Genomic DNA, 15,700 nt, shown 5'->3' with positions numbered 1-15,700 from the left:
GCGCCCATGAAAACCGTCAAACCGCTTCGGTTGAGCGTGACGACCCGTCCGTTCCTGCGCCAGGGCGATCAGCGCCTTGCCGTGACCACGCTGTGCATGGTGCCGATGAGCGGCAAGCCCGTGCTCACGCCGGAGGCCGAGTTCTGGAAGACGCTGTCCGAAGAGCTGGGTCCGACGACGGCCATCGACCTGGGCATTCCGAAGGTGCGTGCCGAAATACTCGCCACCGGCTTCGCACACACCGCGCACCAGGACCAAAAGACAATCTGCGCCGCGAGGCTGCAGGTTGCAGGACTATCGAAGGACCTGACCGTGTTCGGCGACCGCTTCTGGGTGGACGGCCGCCCCACTCCGCCGCAGCCGTTCGAGGCAATGCGCATCGACTGGACGCGTGCCTATGGCGGCCCCGACTTTGCGGACAACCCGCTGGGCCGCGGCCATGGGCTGGAGGTGGTCGATGGCCTCGAAGTGCAGCGCCTGCCCAACATCGAAGATCCGGCACATCGCCTGCGCCATCCGCGCGACCAGCCCGAGCCTGCCGGCTTCGGCCCCATCGACATTGCTTCGCCGCGGCGCATGCGCCTCATGGGCAGGCAGTACGACGCCAACTGGCGCGCCCATCTCTTTCCGGGCTTTGCCAGTGACATGGACTGGCAGCTCTTCAACGCCGCCCCGCCCGACCAGCGCTTTCTTCAGATGGAGATTCCGCCCGGCGCTCCCTACGCCATCTGGAACATGCACCCTCTGGTGCCGCTTCAGCAGGGCCGCGTACCCGACTGGCGCGCCCTTGCCGTTGTTGCGCGGCATCGCTTGCCCGGGCACGTCGAGGAAGTCGCCCAGCGCTTGACGACGGCCTGGTTCTTTCCGCATCTGGACCGCGTCGCGTTCGTCTTCCATGGCGAAACGCGCATCGACGAGGACGATGCATCGGATGTTTCCCATGTGATGCCCGCGATCGAGATGTGCGACGCACCGCGCGGCCTGGCGCACTACGCCGCCGTGCTGCAGCAGCGATGCGATCCGGAAAAAGGCGCGCTCTACATGTTTCGCGACAACGAGCTCGTACCCGAAGAAGCCATCGGTCCGCAGCCCGATGGGGCCGACAACCCGGAATCGGCATTGGTGCGCAACATGCGCGAGCGCGGCGCGCAGGGCTGCGAAGAGTTGAAGCAGATGGCGATTGCGGCGGGGCACAAGGCACGCCATTTCAACGACCGCCGGCTTCCCGCCCCGTTTACCCGAATGCCGACGCTGCGCGAACTGCCCGAGTTCGTGGAGCAAGCCGAGCGCTATGCCAGCGCGCAGCGCGAGCACGGAGCCGTCGAACGCGAGCGGCTCCAGCGCGAAGCCGATGCCAACGCCAGCGAGTCGAGAAAAGTTGGCTTCGATACCGGCAAGCTGGTGCGCGAGCACGACCGCACGCAGTTGAAAGGCCCGCCAAGCGTCAAAGGCGCGGCCATGGTGCGCGGGTTCGAAGGCATCTCCTCGGCGACCGGTTCCGCGCCGCTGCCCGCAAGCCAGATCGACGCCATGCGCAAGCTGGCGGAGAACGGCGAACGCGGATTGCTGGCGTTGTATCGCAGCTCCGCGCAGCACCAGGCGCCCGTCGACCCCCTGCCCGCCGATCGCATGGCGGCGTTGGGCATGCAGATCGCCTCGGTTCTTGCGGGCAACCGCGACTTCACCGACATGGACCTGACCGGCGCCGACCTGTCGGGCCTCGATCTGCGTGGCGCGTGCTTTCGGCGTGCGCTGCTCGAAGGAGCCGACCTGGCCCGCGCCAGGTGCGACGACGCCGACTTCAGCGACGCGGTGCTGGTGCGGGCCCGGCTCTCCGGCGCCGGCTTTGCCCGCGCTGTCTTCCGCAACGCCAACCTCGCAGGAATCGATTGCAGCCAGGCCGATTTCTCGCATGCGATCTTCGAAGGAACGACGTTGGAAAAGTTGAAGTTCGAGCAGTGCGATTTCTCCTCGGCCCGCATGCATCACCTGCACATCATCGAATCGCAGCTGTTGCGCTGCACCTTCGACGGAATGGATGCAGCCTACATCGGCTTCCTTTCGGACACGGCCATCCTGGACTGCAGCTTTCGGAACGCACGCCTGGAAAAAGCCGGATTCATGGCCTGCCGGCTCGCCGGACTGGACTTTTCAGGCGCTGAACTCGAAGCCTGCATGTGGACCCACACCAACGGCGATGACCGCATCGGGTTCCAGCGCGCCCTGCTGCGCACCTCCTGCTTTGTCGGCCGCAGCAGCCTGCGCAGTGCAAACTTCGAGGAAGCCACGCTGGTGCAATGCAGCTTTCGGGAGATACCCATGGAGGGCGCACGCCTCGCCCGCGCCACGCTCGACACCTGCGACTTTTCTTCCTGCAACCTGACTGGCGCCGACCTTGGCGCGGTACAGGCACCCGAGAGCCTTTTCATCCGCAGCAAGCTGACGCGCGCTTCCCTGCGCACGGCCAATCTCATGACCGCCAACTTCAACAAGGCCCGCCTGCTCTCGGCCGACCTTCGCGAGACCAACCTGTTTCGCGCCGACATGTCCCAGATTCAGATCGACACCGTCACCGAGACGCACGGCGCCTACCTCGAGCAGACCAAGACCGTGCCGGCTCCGCAGGCCACACGCGCCGAATGAGCCCGCAGGAGCTGGTGTCCAAGGTTCGCAACGGAGTGCAATTGCAGGGAGAAGACTTCACAGGCATGCCACTGAACGACCTGGACCTGTCGGGCGGGCTGTTCAGCGAATGCAGCTTTAGGCAGGCCGGGCTCGAGCGCGTGCGCTTGAACGATTCGGTGTTCGAGCGCTGCCGCTTCGACGGCGCGGCGCTGGCCGGCATTCACCTGGAGGGCGCGTCTCTCCTGCGCTGCAGCCTGCAAGACATGCAGGCGCCCGCCAGCCGATGGATTGGCACCGTCGTGGCCGATTCGGACCTGCGCGGCACGCACGCGGAAGGCGCCGAACTGAAGGAAGCCGCCTTCCAGGATTGCGAGTTCCAGGGCGTCAGCTTCGAGCGGGCCACAGTCACCAAGACGATCTTCAACCAGAGCCGGCTGGGCAACGCCGACTTTGCCGGCGCCGAGCTCGCGACCGCCGTGTTCTTTCGATCAGACCTGCGCGAGGCCGGATTCCGCGGCGCCAGCTTCCACAACGCCATCTTCTCTGAGGCCGACCTCCGGGGACAGTCGTTTGCCGGCCAGTCGTTCGTGCATTGCCAGTTCGTGGACGCGCGCATGTCGAACTGCGTGTTCGACGAGGCAAAGCTCGTGCAATGCAATTTCAAGGGTGCCGCCCTCGACGGCGCGCGCATGCACCGCGTGCATGCACCGCAATCGCTGTTTCCGCAAGCCAGCATGCGCAACGCGGACTGCCGCGCGGGCGTGTTCGACCAGTCGCTGTGGATCGATGCGTTGCTGTGCGGCGCCGATTTTTCGGATGCCAGCCTCGAGCAGTGCGTGTTCCATCGCGCGCGGTGCGAGCGCGCCTCGTTTGCGGGAAGCCGCCTCACGTACGCCGACTTCTCGTATGCGGACTTGCGCAACGCCGGCTTCGAGAAAGCCCGATGCCATCGCACCCAGCTGCACCGCGCCCACCAGGAAGGGTCCCGATGGAGTGACCGCATCGGCGTGCTCGATGCCGACCCCGAGCTGTTCGAAGCCGAGCGGGCCGCCTGGCAACGCTCTCCGCGCGCGGTTCGGCTCGACCGTGATGCACGGGGCCTCATGCGGCTTGGCGACTATCCACAACCCGACGCAGAGGACACCGCATGACGATGGCGGCCCACCCTTCTTCCAGCGCTGCGCCTGCGGCACCGCTAGCTTCCCGGCCCACGAGCGAGCTGGAACCGTTGCTGCGAAAGAACGCGCCGGCGCAGCGCCAACCGGCACCCGCGGTGGCCGGCATATCGATGGCCACCGTCGTCGCATGCGACCCCGACAGCGACTTCTGCGACCTGCAGCTTGCCGACGGCCAGCCCCCCTTGCGCTGCCGACGCGCTGCCAGTTGCCTGCTGGTTCCCGCACCCGGCGATACGGTCATGGTTGCGGGCCCGAGCGACGGCGCGCTCTATGTGATTGCCGTGGTGGCCCAGGCCGACAAGCGACAGGCAACGCTCTCGGTCGATGGCGATCTGCGCTTGCAGTCGAAGCGCGGGGCCATAGCGATCCGCAGCGCGGGCACGCTCGACCTCCACTCGGATACCGCCATGGCCACGAGCGCGCCGGAATGGAAGCTCACGGCGGAGCGCGGCCAGTGCAATGTCTCGGAACTCGATTACCGCGGCGCGGAGCTGCGCTTCAGCGTGCTCGTCACGCGGTTTCTGGGGCGCGCTTGCGAAGTCGTGCTCGACCGGTTTCACCTGCTCACGCGCTCGAGCTTCCGCGTTGTCGAGGAGGCCGAGCACGTGCGTGCCGGGCACATCGACATCCAGGCCTCGCAGACGCTGCGGCTTCATGCGAAGAACACGCTCGTCACCAGCAAGGAACTGGTCAAGGTCGATGCCGAGCAGATCCACATGGGTTGATTGAAGGAGCCTTACGCATGTTTGCCAACGCACAGATGATGGGCATGGACCTCGCGTTTCCCGATGTCTGCAAGACACCGCCCGCGATTCCCGTTCCGTATCCCAACTTCGCGCTCGGGCCCACGGCCATTCCCAATGCCTGGAACATCCTCTACGGCGGCACGCCGGCCCACAACCTTGCAACCACCACGCCCATCACCAACGGCGACAACGCGGGCGTGCTGATGGGCGTGGTGTCTCAGACGGTGATGGGGCCTTCGCGCCACATCACCGGGGCATTCACGGTGCTGCTGAAGGGCTCGCCCTGCACGCGCATGACCAGCCTGTCGGTCCAGAACCGCAACAACATTGTCGGCATGCGCATCGTGCCCAGCCAGTTCAAGGTGCTGGTGCTCGCGGCCTGAGGCTTCCTGTTCTTACTCCGCCTTGACGCCCGCCGTGCGGATCACCTTGCCCCACTTGGTGGTCTCGGCCTTGATGAAGGCGTCGAATTCCTCCGGCGTGCTGCCGGCCGGGAAGGTGCCCATGGCGTCGAGCCGGGCGCGCGTTTCGTCGCTCTTGATGATGCGCGCGACCTCTTCCGACATGCGCTTGACGATGTCCCGCGGCGTGCCCGCCGGCGCCAGCATGCCGGCCCAGGTGCTGCCGGTGAAACCCGCGAAGCCCTGCTCGATGAAGGTCGGCACCTCGGGCACGGCGGGCAGCCGCTTGTCGCCCGCCACACCGATCAGCCGCACCTTGCCGGCCTTGGCCTGGTTGATGAGGCCGGTCGGCGCATCGAAGAACAGCTGGATCTGGCCGCCCATCAGGTCCGTCAGCGCGGGCACCGCGCCGCGGTACGGAATGTGGATCATGTAGGTCTGCGTGAGCGACTTCCACAGCTCGGTCGTCAGGTGCGCGGCCGAGCCGTTGCCCGACGAGCCGAAGCTCACCTTGCCGGGGTTGGCGCGCGCATAGTCGATGAGTTCGCGCGCGGTCTTGAACGGCGCATCGATGTTCACCGCGGCCAGCAGCGGCGACACGCCCATCAGCGAAACACCCGTCAGGTCTTTCTGCGGGTCGTAGGGCAGCTTGGGATACAGCGTGGTGTTGGCCGCATAGGCCGCGATGACGACGCCGAAGGTGCTGCCGTCCGGCGCGGCCTTGGCAATGGCATCGACACCGATCAGGCTGTTGGCGCCGGGCTTGTTGTCGACCACCACGGGCTGGCCGAGCCGCGCTTGCAAGCCGACCTGCACCAGCCGCGCCATCTGGTCGGTGAACCCGCCCGGCGTGTACGGCACGACGATGCGGATCGGCTTGTTCGGCCAGGCACCTTGCGCCAACGTGGGCATCGGGATCGTCGCGGCCGCAGCGGCGGCAAGGGTGAACCGGCGGCGTGAAATTCGGGCCTGCTGCATGGGTGGCGGCTTTCTCTGAAAGAGTGAGCCGGCCATTCTCGAAGGCCTGCGTGCGCACCCCGTCAGGGTTTGCCCGGCGGCGTCGTGTTCAGAGCGGCAGGATGTCGCGCGTGCGACCTGTCCCGAGCCACGCCTCGAACTCGTCCGACAGCCGCTCTGCCTCGCGCGTGGCCCTGCTCCACGCGCTGATGCGGGCCTGCGCGTCGTTCGCGAAATGGATGAAGTCCTTGCGGTCGGGCAGCTTGCCATTGGGCAGCGACCGCACCCAGTCGGCATCGGGCGCGAGCACCACCATGCGGTCGAGAAAGCCGGTGGACTTGTGGCGCCAGCGCAGGCCCTTGTCGAGCCAGCCCGGCACCACCGCGCGCTGGAAATGCGGGTACAGCACGATGCCCTCGTCGGCCGGCTGGTAGTCGAGGTGCAGGTGATAGTCCGTAATGCCGCCGTCCCAGTAAGCGCCGCGCGGCGCGCCCGGAATGTCGTGCACCGCGGCGAGCAGGAACGGAATCGAGCACGAGGCCTGCAGCACCAGGTTGAAGTTCTCTTCGCTCAGCGCGTGCTGGCGTGTTCGAAAGTCTTTCGTGCCGAAAGGCAAGGCCGCGCCTGGCGTGGAGAAAACGCAGCGCTCCAGCCACGCGCCCAGGCTCTTGCGGTGCAGGCTGTTGGTGGCAAAGGCACCCAGGTAGCCGAAAGGCGTGCGCGCCCTGCCTTCGCGCCCGAGGATGTGGCGGCCGCGCGAGGTCACCACATGAAGGCGGTAGCGCGAGTGGCTCAGCACCTCGCCGATGCGCCCGCCATAGAAGTCGAGCAGGCTTTCGGCAAAGCGTTCGCTGAGCTGGCGCGGGCTGAGCCGCTTCTGGCCCGGTGGCACTTCGAACTGCTGGCGCACGTAGTCGTGCTCGAAGCGCTCGAAGGCCTTTTGTGGATCGGCCAGGCAGGCCGTTGCAAGCCGCCATGCACCGATCGACGCGCCCACCAGGTGAACCGGCTGGCTGGCCTGCGTGAGCCAGCGGCCGAAGATGAAACGGTCGAGCGGCCCGAGGATCAGCCCCTTGGGGCCGCCCGCCGCGCCGGGAACGGTGCGCACGTCCTGCGGACGCAGGCCGTGTTCTTCGATGTGCTCGCGGGCCGCGGGACCGGCGTAGATGCGCAGTGCTTTCATGAGGCCGGTTGCATCAGCAGGAACGGTGCGGCACGGCTTACTTGCGCAGCCCCTGCAGCTTGGCGAACGCGCTGGCCATCTGCCCTGCGGGCTGCGGCGAGTTGTCGCGGCGCGGCTGCTGTTGCTGGCCGCGTCCCGCGCCCTCGAAACGGTTGTCGCGCGGTCCGTCGCGGCGCGCGGGCGCTGCATCCAGCTTCATCGACAGGCCGATGCGCTTGCGCGCCACGTCCACTTCCATCACCTTGACCTTGACGATGTCGCCGGTCTTCACCACTTCGCGCGCGTCGTTCACGAACTTGTGGCTCAGCTGGCTCACATGCACCAAGCCGTCCTGGTGCACGCCCAGGTCGATGAAGGCGCCGAACTGCGCCACGTTGCTGACCGTGCCTTCGAGGATCATGCCCTCGACCAGGTCCTTGATGTCGTCCACGCCGTCGTTGAAGCGCGCCACCTTGAAGTCGGGGCGCGGGTCGCGGCCGGGTTTTTCGAGTTCGCCCAGGATGTCCTTCACCGTGATGACGCCGAACTTTTCGTTCGCGAACAGCTCGGGCTTCAGGGTCTTGAGCATCTCGGCGCGGCCCATCAGCTCGGCAATCGGCTTGCCGGTCTTGACGATGATCTGCTCCACCAGCGGATAGGTTTCGGGGTGCACGCCGGTGATGTCGAGCGGGTCGGCGCCATCGCGGATGCGCAAGAAGCCCGCGCTCTGCTCGAAGGCCTTGGGGCCGAAGCCGGTCACGTCGAGCAGCTGCTTACGGGTGGAAAACGCACCGTTCGATTCGCGCCAGCGCACCACGGCCTTGGCCACGCTGGCCGAGAGGCCGGACACGCGCGACAGCAAAGGCACGCTCGCGGTGTTCAGGTCCACGCCCACCGAGTTCACGCAGTCTTCGACCACGGCCTGCAGCGTGCGCGCGAGTTCGCTCTGGTTCACGTCGTGCTGGTACTGGCCCACGCCGATGCTCTTGGGATCGATCTTCACGAGCTCGGCCAGCGGGTCCTGCAGGCGGCGCGCAATGGAGGCGGCACCGCGCAGGCTCACGTCCACGTCGGGCATTTCCTGCGAGGCGAATTCGCTGGCCGAATACACCGAAGCGCCGGCTTCGCTGACCACGACCTTGTCGACCTTCATCTCGGGCGCGCCGGCCTGTGCAGCCATCTTCTCGAGCAGCTTGATGAGGTCGGCGGCGAGCTTGTCGGTCTCGCGGCTCGCGGTGCCGTTGCCGATGGCGATCAGGTTCACGCCGTGCTTGGCGCAGAGCTTGCCGAGCGTGTGCAGCGAGCCTTCCCAGTCCTTGCGCGGCTCGTGCGGGAACACGGTGGCGGTTTCGACCAGCTTGCCGGTCGCATCGACCACGGCCACCTTCACGCCGGTGCGAATGCCGGGGTCCAGGCCCATCACGACGCGCGGGCCGGCCGGTGCGGCCAAGAGCAGGTCGCGCAGGTTGTCGGCAAACACCTTGATCGCGACCTTCTCGGCTTCTTCGCGCAGGCGTGTGAACAGGTCGCGCTCGGTGGAAAGCGCCAGCTTCACGCGCCAGGTCCAGGCCACGCACTTGCGCAGCAGGTCGTCGGCCGGGCGGCCCGCGTGGCTCCAGCCCAGGTGCAGCGCGATCTTGCCTTCCGCGATGCTGGGCTTGCCCGGCTCGGGCTCGACGGGCAGCACCAGCTTGGCGTCGAGGATGTCGAGCGCGCGGCCGCGGAACACGGCCAGCGCGCGGTGCGAGGGCACGCGGCCGATGGGTTCGTCGTAGTCGAAGTAGTCGCGGAACTTGGCAACGTCGGCGTTGTTCTCGTCCTTGCCGGCCATCAGCGTGGACTTGAGCAGGCCTTCGGCCCACAGCCATTCGCGCAGGCGCTGCACGAGCGCGGCATCTTCGGCCCAGCGCTCGGAAAGAATATCGCGCACGCCGTCGAGCACGGCCGCCGCGGTGGAGAAATCGGGGCCCGGCTTGCCGTCGTCCAGCGTGGTGGCCGGCTGCAGGAAAGCCTTGGCTTCCACGGCCGGGTCGAGCGTCGGGTCGGCCAGCAGCTTGTCGGCCAGCGGCTCGATGCCGAATTCGCGCGCAATCTGGCCCTTGGTGCGGCGCTTCTGCTTGAACGGCAGGTACAGGTCTTCGAGCTCCTGCTTGGTCGGCGCGAATTCGATCGCAGCGCGAAGCTGGGGAGTGAGCTTGCCCTGCTCGTCGATGCTCTTGAGCACCGCGACGCGGCGGTCTTCGAGCTCGCGCAGGTACGAGAGACGCGCTTCGAGCTCGCGCAGCTGGATGTCGTCGAGGCCGTCGGTCACTTCCTTGCGGTAACGCGCAATGAACGGAACCGTGGCGCCGCCATCGAGCAGTTCGATGGCCGCCTTCACCTGGTGCTCGCCTACCTTGATCTCGGCGGCGAGCTGGCGAATGATTTTCTGCATTTCTGAATGACGTCCCTGTCACGCACGGCCGGCAAGGCCGACGGTGCTTGGCGAATAAAGCGTCGAAGTTTGCCATAGGGCTGGAGGCGGCCACCCCGGGGCAACCTGCACAATCGATGCGGTGCAAACCCCTCTTCCTCCGCCTCCCTCCTCCCCACCCCCTTCGCCCGGCCGCCCTCCCGCCTCGGGACTGCGAAGACTGCTGCGCGGGCTGATGGCCGTGCTGCTGGTGCCGGTGCTGCTGTTCGAGGAATGGGGTTGGGTGCCGTTGGCCGCCCTGGCCGCCCGGCTGGCCCGCCTGCCGCTCTGGGCCCGTGCGGAGAACTGGCTGCGCAGTCTGCCGCCGTGGGGCGGGCTGCTGGCATTTTTTCTGCCGGTGGTTCTGCTGCTGCCGGTGAAGGTGCTCGCGCTCTTTCTCTTCGGCCGCGGCCATGCCGCAAGCGGGGTGACGGTGTTGATCGTCGCCAAGCTGATCGGCACCGCCTTCGTCGCGCGCATCTTCCAGCTGGTCGAGCCGGCGCTCATGCGTATTCCGCTGTTCGCCCGCTGGTATCCGCGCTGGAAAGCCTGGAAGGACCACGTGCTGACGCTGGTTCGCGAGAGCCGCCCATGGCGCGTGGTGCGCGCCTTCAACCGGCGCATGCACCGCCTCTGGCGCCGGCTGCGGGGCGAGGTGTCTTGAGTATTTTTACCCGGGTATATTGCGCATTCTATTTTGCCCGGGTAATATTCGACACATGAACCTGCCGCAAGAGACGAGGCGCGCCCTCGTCAGGAAATACAAGGAAACCGTGCTCCCCGCGGGCGTCTTCGCCATACGCAACACGCTGAGCGGCCGCATCTATGTGGCCGGAAGTCTCGATGTCGGAGGCGCGATGAACCGGGCGCGCTTCGAACTCGGCCTGCGCTCGCACCGCAACAAGGCCCTGGTGCGCGACTGGGCCGCGCACGGCGCCGAGCACTTCAGCTTCGAGGTGATCGACCGGGTCAAGGAACGCGACGACCCAGCCTTCGACCGCGCCGACGAGCTGGAGAAACTCCTCGCGCTTTGGCGCGAGGAACTCCAGTGCGATGGCGACAAGGGCTACAACACGCCATGACAACCGTCGATGCGCTGGGCTTGTGCCTCAACGTCAGCCGCGCCCACGCCAGCCTGAACCTGAAGCTGAACGAAGATCTGGGCGCCTTCCACGGCCTGGCCTACGAAGACTTCACGCTGCTCTATCTGCTCCTCTGCGCCGAAAGCGGCCGCATGGTGATGGCCGACCTTTCGCGCGCCCTGGGGTTGCCGATGTCGGCGCTGATTCGCAAAATGGTCCTGCTCGAAAAAACAGGACTGGCCGAACGCACGGCCGGCTCGAACGAAGACGACCGCCGCCATGCGACCATCCGCCCCGGCGGCAAGAAATTGATGCGGGCTGCGGTCACGACGGTTGAAGTCCTCTGCGCCGATGCGGTGAAATCGCTGGCACCGCAAAGCCTGCCGCAACTCAACGCCGCGCTCCTTGCGCTTTGCCACCACGACACCTCGCCGAGCGCCTGAGCCGGTCAACGGGTAGATTCCGCAGCTCGTTTCGACGGACCAGAAAAACAACGAATCCGACATGCCATCCGATACGCCACCCATCTCCCTGATTGTTTTCGCCGGCTCCAAGCGCATCGCGCAGGGAAGCACGGCCGACGTGCTCGCGCAGCTGCAGGAACGCAAGGACGACACGCCCTACCTCGTGTTCGACGAACAGACGGGCGAGCCGCTCGACTTCGACGTGCACAACCGGGCCGGCGTCCCGACGCCGACCGCCAGCACCGAGGCCCACGGCGAAACCCCGCGCGGCGTGGGCCGTCCGAAATTGGGTGTCGTGGCGCGCGAAGTCACGCTGCTTCCGCGCCACTGGGACTGGCTCAACCGCCAACCGGGCGGCGCGTCGGTCGCGCTGCGGCGTCTGGTGCAGGAGGCGAGCCGCGTCAACGCCGACCGCGACGCGGTGCGCGCATCGCGTGAAGCCGCCTACCGGTTCATGACCGCCATCGCGGGCGACCTGCCCGGCTTCGAGGAGGCCACGCGCGCGTTGTTCGCGGGCGAGCGCGAGCGCTTCGAGGCACTGATCGGCGCCTGGCCCGCGGACCTGCGCACCCATCTTCAAAAACTGTCCGCCGCCGGCTGGAGCACCACTGCATGAGAGCGACCCCCGAGAACGCAAGCACCGGCCGAAGCGGCCTTGAAGGCGCGCCGGTCGCGCCCGTGGGTGCGCCGCGCGCGCTGTGGAAGACCTTTCTGTTCTTTCTTGCGCCGATGCTGCTCAGCAACATCCTGCAGTCGCTGTCCGGCACCATCAACAACATCTACATCGGGCAGATGATCGGCGTCGGCGCCCTGGCTGCCGTCTCGAGCTTCTTTCCGGTGATGTTCTTCTTCATCGCCTTCGTCATCGGCCTGGGTGCCGGGGCCTCGGTGCTCATCGGCCAGGCCTGGGGTGCGCGCGACGCCGCGAAGGTCAAGGCCGTGGCGGGCACCACGCTGTCGGTCGGCATGCTGCTCGGGCTCGCGGTGGCCGTGTTCGGCGGCGCCTTCACCACGCCCCTGCTCGCATCGCTCGGCACACCGCCCGACGTACTGGCCGACTCCACGCGCTACGCCCGCATCATGCTGATCGCGATGCCGGGGCTGTTCGTGTTCCTGCTGTCCACCGCCATGCTGCGCGGCGTCGGCGACACGGTCACGCCGCTGCTCACGCTGATCATCTCCACGGTGACCGGCCTCATCGTCACGCCCGCGCTCATCCGCGGCTGGGGCGGCCTGCCGCAGCTCGGCGTTGCGAGCGGCGCCTGGGCCACGGTGGTGGCGTTCGTTGTCGCGACGCTGTGGCTGGCTTGGCGCCTTCATCGCCGCGGCAGCCCGCTGGCGCCCGACAGGGAATTCATTCGCCACATGCGCATCGACCCCCAGCTGCTGAAAGCCGTGCTCAAGGTCGGCGTGCCCACCGGCGTGCAGATGATCGTCGTGGCGCTGGCCGAAATCGCCCTGCTCTCGCTGGTGAACGGCTATGGCTCCAGCGCCACCGCGGCCTACGGCGCGGTGAACCAGGTGGTGGCCTACGTGCAGTTTCCGGCCATCTCGATCGCGATCACGGCGTCGATCCTCGGCGCGCAGGCCATCGGCGCGGGCCGTGCCGACCGGCTGGGCGCCATTGCCAAGACCGCGCTGCTGATGAACCTCGTGCTCACGGGCGGGCTGGTGCTGCTGGGCTATTTGTTCTCGCGCCATCTCATGGGCTTTTTCATCACCAGCGCGCCGGTCATCGAAATTGCACAGACGCTGCTGCACGTCATGCTGTGGAGCATGGTCATTTTCGGCATGGCCTCGGCCATCTCGGGGATCATGCGGGCCAGCGGCTCGGTGCTGGTGCCCACGGCCATCACCATCCTCTGCCTGATCGGCGTCGAGGTGCCGGTGGCCTGGTTCATGAGCCACCGCATCGGGCTCAACGGCATCTGGTATGCCTACCCCGTGACCTTCGGCGCCATGCTGCTGCTGCAGACCGCCTACTACCGGCTGGTGTGGCGCAAGAAGGCCATCCGCCGGCTGGTGTAGCCCGCGCGGCGCGGCGAATCACTCGCCGTCGAAGGCCTTCTTCACCTCGGCGAGGTCGAGCTTGATCATCTTCATCATCGCCTGCATCGCGCGGGCGGCCTTGGCCGGGTCCTTGTCCTGGAACATGCGCAGGATGGCCATGGGCGCGACCTGCCACGACACGCCGTAGCGGTCGGTGAGCCAACCGCACTGCACCGGCTGGCCGCCGCCTTCGAGCAGCCTGTCCCAGTAGTGGTCGACCTCGGCCTGCGTATCGCACTTCACGAGCATCGAGATGGCCGGGGTGAACTTGTACTGCGGCCCGCCGTTGAGCACCATGAACTCCTGCCCCTGGAGCTCGAAAGTCGCGGTGAGCAGCGAACCCTTCAGGCTGGGGTTTTCGTCGCCCCAGAGCTGCTTGTCGGTCATGCACGAGTTCGGGAAGATGGCGGTGTAGAACTTCAGCGCGTCTTCGCCGTTGCCGTCGAACCAGAGGCAGGGAACGATCTTCTGCATGGGAATCTCCTGAGTCTTTGATAATGAACCTTGAGGTTCAGTATCGAGGCGGCGCGAGGTGCTTGTCAACCCCTCGGGCCCACCGGCAGTACGACGCGGAAGCCCACGCCCTTCTTCGCCAGGCCTTCGGTCACTTCCACCCTGCCTTCCATGCGGGCGGCCGCCTGGCGGACGATGGCGAGGCCCAGGCCCGAGCCGCTCGCCTCGTGACCGGCTCCGCGATAGAAACGCTCGAACACCCGTTCACGCTCGGCCTGCAGAATCCCGGGGCCATCGTCGGCCACGGTGAGCACCAGGGTTTTGTTTTCTTCGCGCAGCATCACGGCCACTTGCGCGCCCTGCTGCACATAGCGAATCGCATTGTTGAGCAGGTTCTCCAGAATCGACTGGAACGCCGGCACGTCGATGGGCGCGGTCAGGCCGTCCGGCGCCTCGAACGTCAGCTCGATGCCGCGTGCCATGGCCCCGGGCGCCGCCTGCGCGAGGATCTCGCGGGCTAGTTGCGCAACGTCCACGCGCTTCGCCGCCGCGGGCAGGCCATCGTCGAGCAACGCGAGATCGAGCAACTGCTGCGTCAGGTGCGAGGCCCGCGCAATCGCCTGCTCCAGGTGGGCCTGGGCGCGGCCCCGGCTCTCGCTGCTGTCCGCGCCGGCCAGCGCATGCGCCTGTGCCGCAATCACCGCCATCGGCGTTCGCAGTTCGTGGGCGGCGTCATGCACGAAGGCGCGCTCGCGCTCCACCTTGTCGCGCAGCTGCTGCAGCATGCGCTCGAGCGCGGAGGTCAGCGGCCTGAGTTCCGCATAGGGCGGATCGACGCCAAGCGGCGAAAGGTCGGACGCCTTCCGGTGGCCGATGCCGTCGGCCAGGCGGCGCAACGGCCGCAAGCCGTGCTTCACCGCGAACCACACCGGCAGCAGAACGATGGGGAACGCAAGCAGCAGGTACGGCAACATGTTGCGCGTGTTGTTGGAGAGCACCTTGGCGAACGTGCGCTCCGGCTCCGCCATGCGCAGCGACCAGCGCGGGGTTTCGTCCTGGTAAACCCAATAAGGCTCGCCGTCGACACGCTGCGTCGTCACCTGGCGCACCGGTCCCGCAAGAACATCACCTCGCAGTTCCGGCGACGAATGAATCAGCTTGCCCTCGCGGCTCCACAGCTGGAACCGGAGGGTTCCCGCCGCGTTGCCGCTGATCCGCATGGTCTTGTAGATCGTTTCGGCCGAGGCGACGACGGCACGCGCGCGCGCTTCGTCGTCGAGCTGCCCGATTGCTTGCGCCAACGACCTGCCAAGCTTGCTCAGCCCCTGGTCGACGGCCAGCGACTGCCGGAAACTGACGTACATGTAGGCCTGCAACGCCAGCAGCACGAAGACGAAGGCCAGCAGCACCGCGAGAAAAACGCGCTGCACGAGCGTCGCCCGCCACAGTGTCCTCATCACGCTGCGAGCATGTAGCCCACCCCGCGCACGGTGTGCACCATGGTGCCGCCGATCTTGCGCCGCAGGTTGGACACATGCACCTCCACCGCGGCGAAATCCACCGGCTCGCCCAGCGGCTCCAGCTTTTGCGCGAGCACGCCCTTGGCGACCACGGCCCCCGGTTCACGCGCCAGCTCGAGCAAAAGCCGGAACTCGCGCGGCGACAGTTCCAGCGGCTTGCCATTCAGCGACGCCGCATGCCGGCGCGGCTCGATTGCCAAGGGCCCCAACGTCCAGACCTCGCCAGCCTGCCGCGCCGAGCGGCGCAGCACGGCGCGAATGCGCGAGATCAGCTCGGCGGTGGCAAAGGGCTTGATGACGAAGTCGTCCGCGCCGCCGTCGAGCCCGGCCAGCCGGTCTTCCACCGCGGAACGGGCGGTGATCACGATCACGGGCAGGCTGCTTCCTTCGCGCCGCCAGCGCGCGAGCAGTTCGAGGCCGTTGCCATCGGGCAGCGACAGGTCGAGCAGCACGCAATCGAAGGCCGTGCCTTCCAGTGTGCGCGGCGCATCGGCGGCCCGCCGGCGCCATTCACTGCTCAAGCCGTCGACCTTCAGCGCGGCCTGCAAGGCGCGGCCAAGGTCGAGGTCGTCTTCGATCAGCAGGATGTGCACCCGGCCATTGTGCGCGAG

Annotated in this window: 15 protein-coding genes; 9 read left to right on the top strand and 6 right to left on the bottom strand. The window is 67.1% G+C overall.

The features are described from left to right. Positions 1–6: 6 nt before the first annotated feature. The 4 genes from QFZ42_RS10945 to QFZ42_RS10930 all read left to right on the top strand — a co-directional run bounded on the left by QFZ42_RS10945 (position 7) and on the right by QFZ42_RS10930 (position 4,932). Positions 7–2,643, top strand: coding sequence for a DUF2169 family type VI secretion system accessory protein (locus QFZ42_RS10945; RefSeq protein WP_307700980.1), 2,637 nt, complete (start codon positions 7–9; stop codon positions 2,641–2,643). A 65-nt stretch (positions 2,644–2,708) separates the two neighbouring features. After that, positions 2,709–3,776 (top strand): pentapeptide repeat-containing protein, encoded by a 1,068-nt coding sequence (locus QFZ42_RS10940; RefSeq protein WP_307700979.1) that lies wholly within the window; start codon positions 2,709–2,711, stop codon positions 3,774–3,776. Beyond that, positions 3,773–4,528, top strand: coding sequence for a DUF3540 domain-containing protein (locus tag QFZ42_RS10935; RefSeq protein WP_307700978.1), 756 nt, complete (start codon positions 3,773–3,775; stop codon positions 4,526–4,528). Before QFZ42_RS10940 ends, QFZ42_RS10935 begins: the two co-directional genes overlap by 4 nt. A gap of 17 nt (positions 4,529–4,545) precedes the next feature. Next, a complete protein-coding gene (locus QFZ42_RS10930) occupies positions 4,546–4,932 on the top strand; it encodes a DUF4150 domain-containing protein (RefSeq protein WP_307700977.1) in 387 nt (128 codons plus the stop codon). A gap of 12 nt (positions 4,933–4,944) precedes the next feature. Here QFZ42_RS10930 and QFZ42_RS10925 read toward each other — a convergent pair whose 3' ends face one another. The 3 genes from QFZ42_RS10925 to QFZ42_RS10915 form a co-directional block, all read right to left on the bottom strand. Further along, entirely contained in the window at positions 4,945–5,928 is a 984-nt protein-coding gene (locus QFZ42_RS10925) for a tripartite tricarboxylate transporter substrate binding protein (protein ID WP_307700976.1), read from the bottom strand. 88 nt (positions 5,929–6,016) lie between these two features. Then, positions 6,017–7,090, bottom strand: coding sequence for a patatin-like phospholipase family protein (locus QFZ42_RS10920; RefSeq protein ID WP_307700975.1), 1,074 nt, complete (start codon positions 7,088–7,090; stop codon positions 6,017–6,019). A gap of 37 nt (positions 7,091–7,127) precedes the next feature. After that, complete coding sequence (locus tag QFZ42_RS10915; protein ID WP_307700974.1) at positions 7,128–9,503, bottom strand: Tex family protein; 2,376 nt, start codon at positions 9,501–9,503, stop codon at positions 7,128–7,130. A gap of 214 nt (positions 9,504–9,717) precedes the next feature. Between QFZ42_RS10915 and QFZ42_RS10910 the strand changes: the two genes are divergently transcribed. From QFZ42_RS10910 to QFZ42_RS10890, 5 genes are all read left to right on the top strand, one after another. Then, positions 9,718–10,185 (top strand): hypothetical protein, encoded by a 468-nt coding sequence (locus QFZ42_RS10910; RefSeq protein WP_373423386.1) that lies wholly within the window; start codon positions 9,718–9,720, stop codon positions 10,183–10,185. Between the two features lie 55 nt (positions 10,186–10,240). Continuing rightward, positions 10,241–10,603: a GIY-YIG nuclease family protein gene (locus tag QFZ42_RS10905; RefSeq protein ID WP_307700972.1), complete on the top strand. Its 363-nt coding sequence runs from the start codon at positions 10,241–10,243 to the stop codon at positions 10,601–10,603. Then, positions 10,600–11,046: a MarR family winged helix-turn-helix transcriptional regulator gene (locus tag QFZ42_RS10900; RefSeq protein WP_307700971.1), complete on the top strand. Its 447-nt coding sequence runs from the start codon at positions 10,600–10,602 to the stop codon at positions 11,044–11,046. The genes QFZ42_RS10905 and QFZ42_RS10900 overlap by 4 nt, the downstream gene beginning before the upstream one ends. Positions 11,047–11,107: 61 nt before the next feature. Next, positions 11,108–11,683, top strand: a complete 576-nt coding sequence (locus tag QFZ42_RS10895) for a DUF2239 family protein (RefSeq protein WP_307700970.1) — start codon at positions 11,108–11,110, stop codon at positions 11,681–11,683. After that, positions 11,680–13,095, top strand: a complete 1,416-nt coding sequence (locus QFZ42_RS10890; protein ID WP_307700969.1) for an MATE family efflux transporter — start codon at positions 11,680–11,682, stop codon at positions 13,093–13,095. The genes QFZ42_RS10895 and QFZ42_RS10890 overlap by 4 nt, the downstream gene beginning before the upstream one ends. An 18-nt stretch (positions 13,096–13,113) precedes the next feature. Here QFZ42_RS10890 and QFZ42_RS10885 read toward each other — a convergent pair whose 3' ends face one another. The 3 genes from QFZ42_RS10885 to QFZ42_RS10875 all read right to left on the bottom strand — a co-directional run bounded on the left by QFZ42_RS10885 (position 13,114) and on the right by QFZ42_RS10875 (position 15,682). Further along, positions 13,114–13,590 (bottom strand): VOC family protein, encoded by a 477-nt coding sequence (locus tag QFZ42_RS10885; protein WP_307700968.1) that lies wholly within the window; start codon positions 13,588–13,590, stop codon positions 13,114–13,116. Positions 13,591–13,655: 65 nt separating this feature from the next. Continuing rightward, positions 13,656–15,026: a sensor histidine kinase gene (locus QFZ42_RS10880; protein ID WP_307700967.1), complete on the bottom strand. Its 1,371-nt coding sequence runs from the start codon at positions 15,024–15,026 to the stop codon at positions 13,656–13,658. Continuing rightward, a complete protein-coding gene (locus QFZ42_RS10875) occupies positions 15,026–15,682 on the bottom strand; it encodes a response regulator (protein WP_307700966.1) in 657 nt (218 codons plus the stop codon). Before QFZ42_RS10875 ends, QFZ42_RS10880 begins: the two co-directional genes overlap by 1 nt. Between the last annotated feature and the right edge of the window lie 18 nt (positions 15,683–15,700).

Origin of the sequence: Variovorax paradoxus (assembly GCF_030815855.1) — a bacterium.
GTDB lineage: Bacteria > Pseudomonadota > Gammaproteobacteria > Burkholderiales > Burkholderiaceae_C > Variovorax > Variovorax paradoxus_M.
The sequence above is the reverse complement of the archived record's forward strand: the minus strand, read 5'-3'. Positions and strand labels throughout refer to the sequence as shown.

Coding starts and splice junctions, on each gene's coding strand:
- QFZ42_RS10945 (WP_307700980.1), top strand. CDS start 7: ATGAAAACCGTCAAACCGCTTCGGTTGAGCGTGACGACCCGTCCGTTC.
- QFZ42_RS10935 (WP_307700978.1), top strand. CDS start 3,773: ATGACGATGGCGGCCCACCCTTCTTCCAGCGCTGCGCCTGCGGCACCG.
- QFZ42_RS10925 (WP_307700976.1), bottom strand. CDS start 5,928: ATGCAGCAGGCCCGAATTTCACGCCGCCGGTTCACCCTTGCCGCCGCT.
- QFZ42_RS10915 (WP_307700974.1), bottom strand. CDS start 9,503: ATGCAGAAAATCATTCGCCAGCTCGCCGCCGAGATCAAGGTAGGCGAG.
- QFZ42_RS10900 (WP_307700971.1), top strand. CDS start 10,600: ATGACAACCGTCGATGCGCTGGGCTTGTGCCTCAACGTCAGCCGCGCC.
- QFZ42_RS10880 (WP_307700967.1), bottom strand. CDS start 15,026: ATGAGGACACTGTGGCGGGCGACGCTCGTGCAGCGCGTTTTTCTCGCG.
- QFZ42_RS10905 (WP_307700972.1), top strand. CDS start 10,241: ATGAACCTGCCGCAAGAGACGAGGCGCGCCCTCGTCAGGAAATACAAG.
- QFZ42_RS10940 (WP_307700979.1), top strand. CDS start 2,709: ATGCCACTGAACGACCTGGACCTGTCGGGCGGGCTGTTCAGCGAATGC.
- QFZ42_RS10930 (WP_307700977.1), top strand. CDS start 4,546: ATGTTTGCCAACGCACAGATGATGGGCATGGACCTCGCGTTTCCCGAT.
- QFZ42_RS10910 (WP_373423386.1), top strand. CDS start 9,718: ATGGCCGTGCTGCTGGTGCCGGTGCTGCTGTTCGAGGAATGGGGTTGG.
- QFZ42_RS10920 (WP_307700975.1), bottom strand. CDS start 7,090: ATGAAAGCACTGCGCATCTACGCCGGTCCCGCGGCCCGCGAGCACATC.
- QFZ42_RS10885 (WP_307700968.1), bottom strand. CDS start 13,590: ATGCAGAAGATCGTTCCCTGCCTCTGGTTCGACGGCAACGGCGAAGAC.
- QFZ42_RS10890 (WP_307700969.1), top strand. CDS start 11,680: ATGAGAGCGACCCCCGAGAACGCAAGCACCGGCCGAAGCGGCCTTGAA.
- QFZ42_RS10895 (WP_307700970.1), top strand. CDS start 11,108: ATGCCATCCGATACGCCACCCATCTCCCTGATTGTTTTCGCCGGCTCC.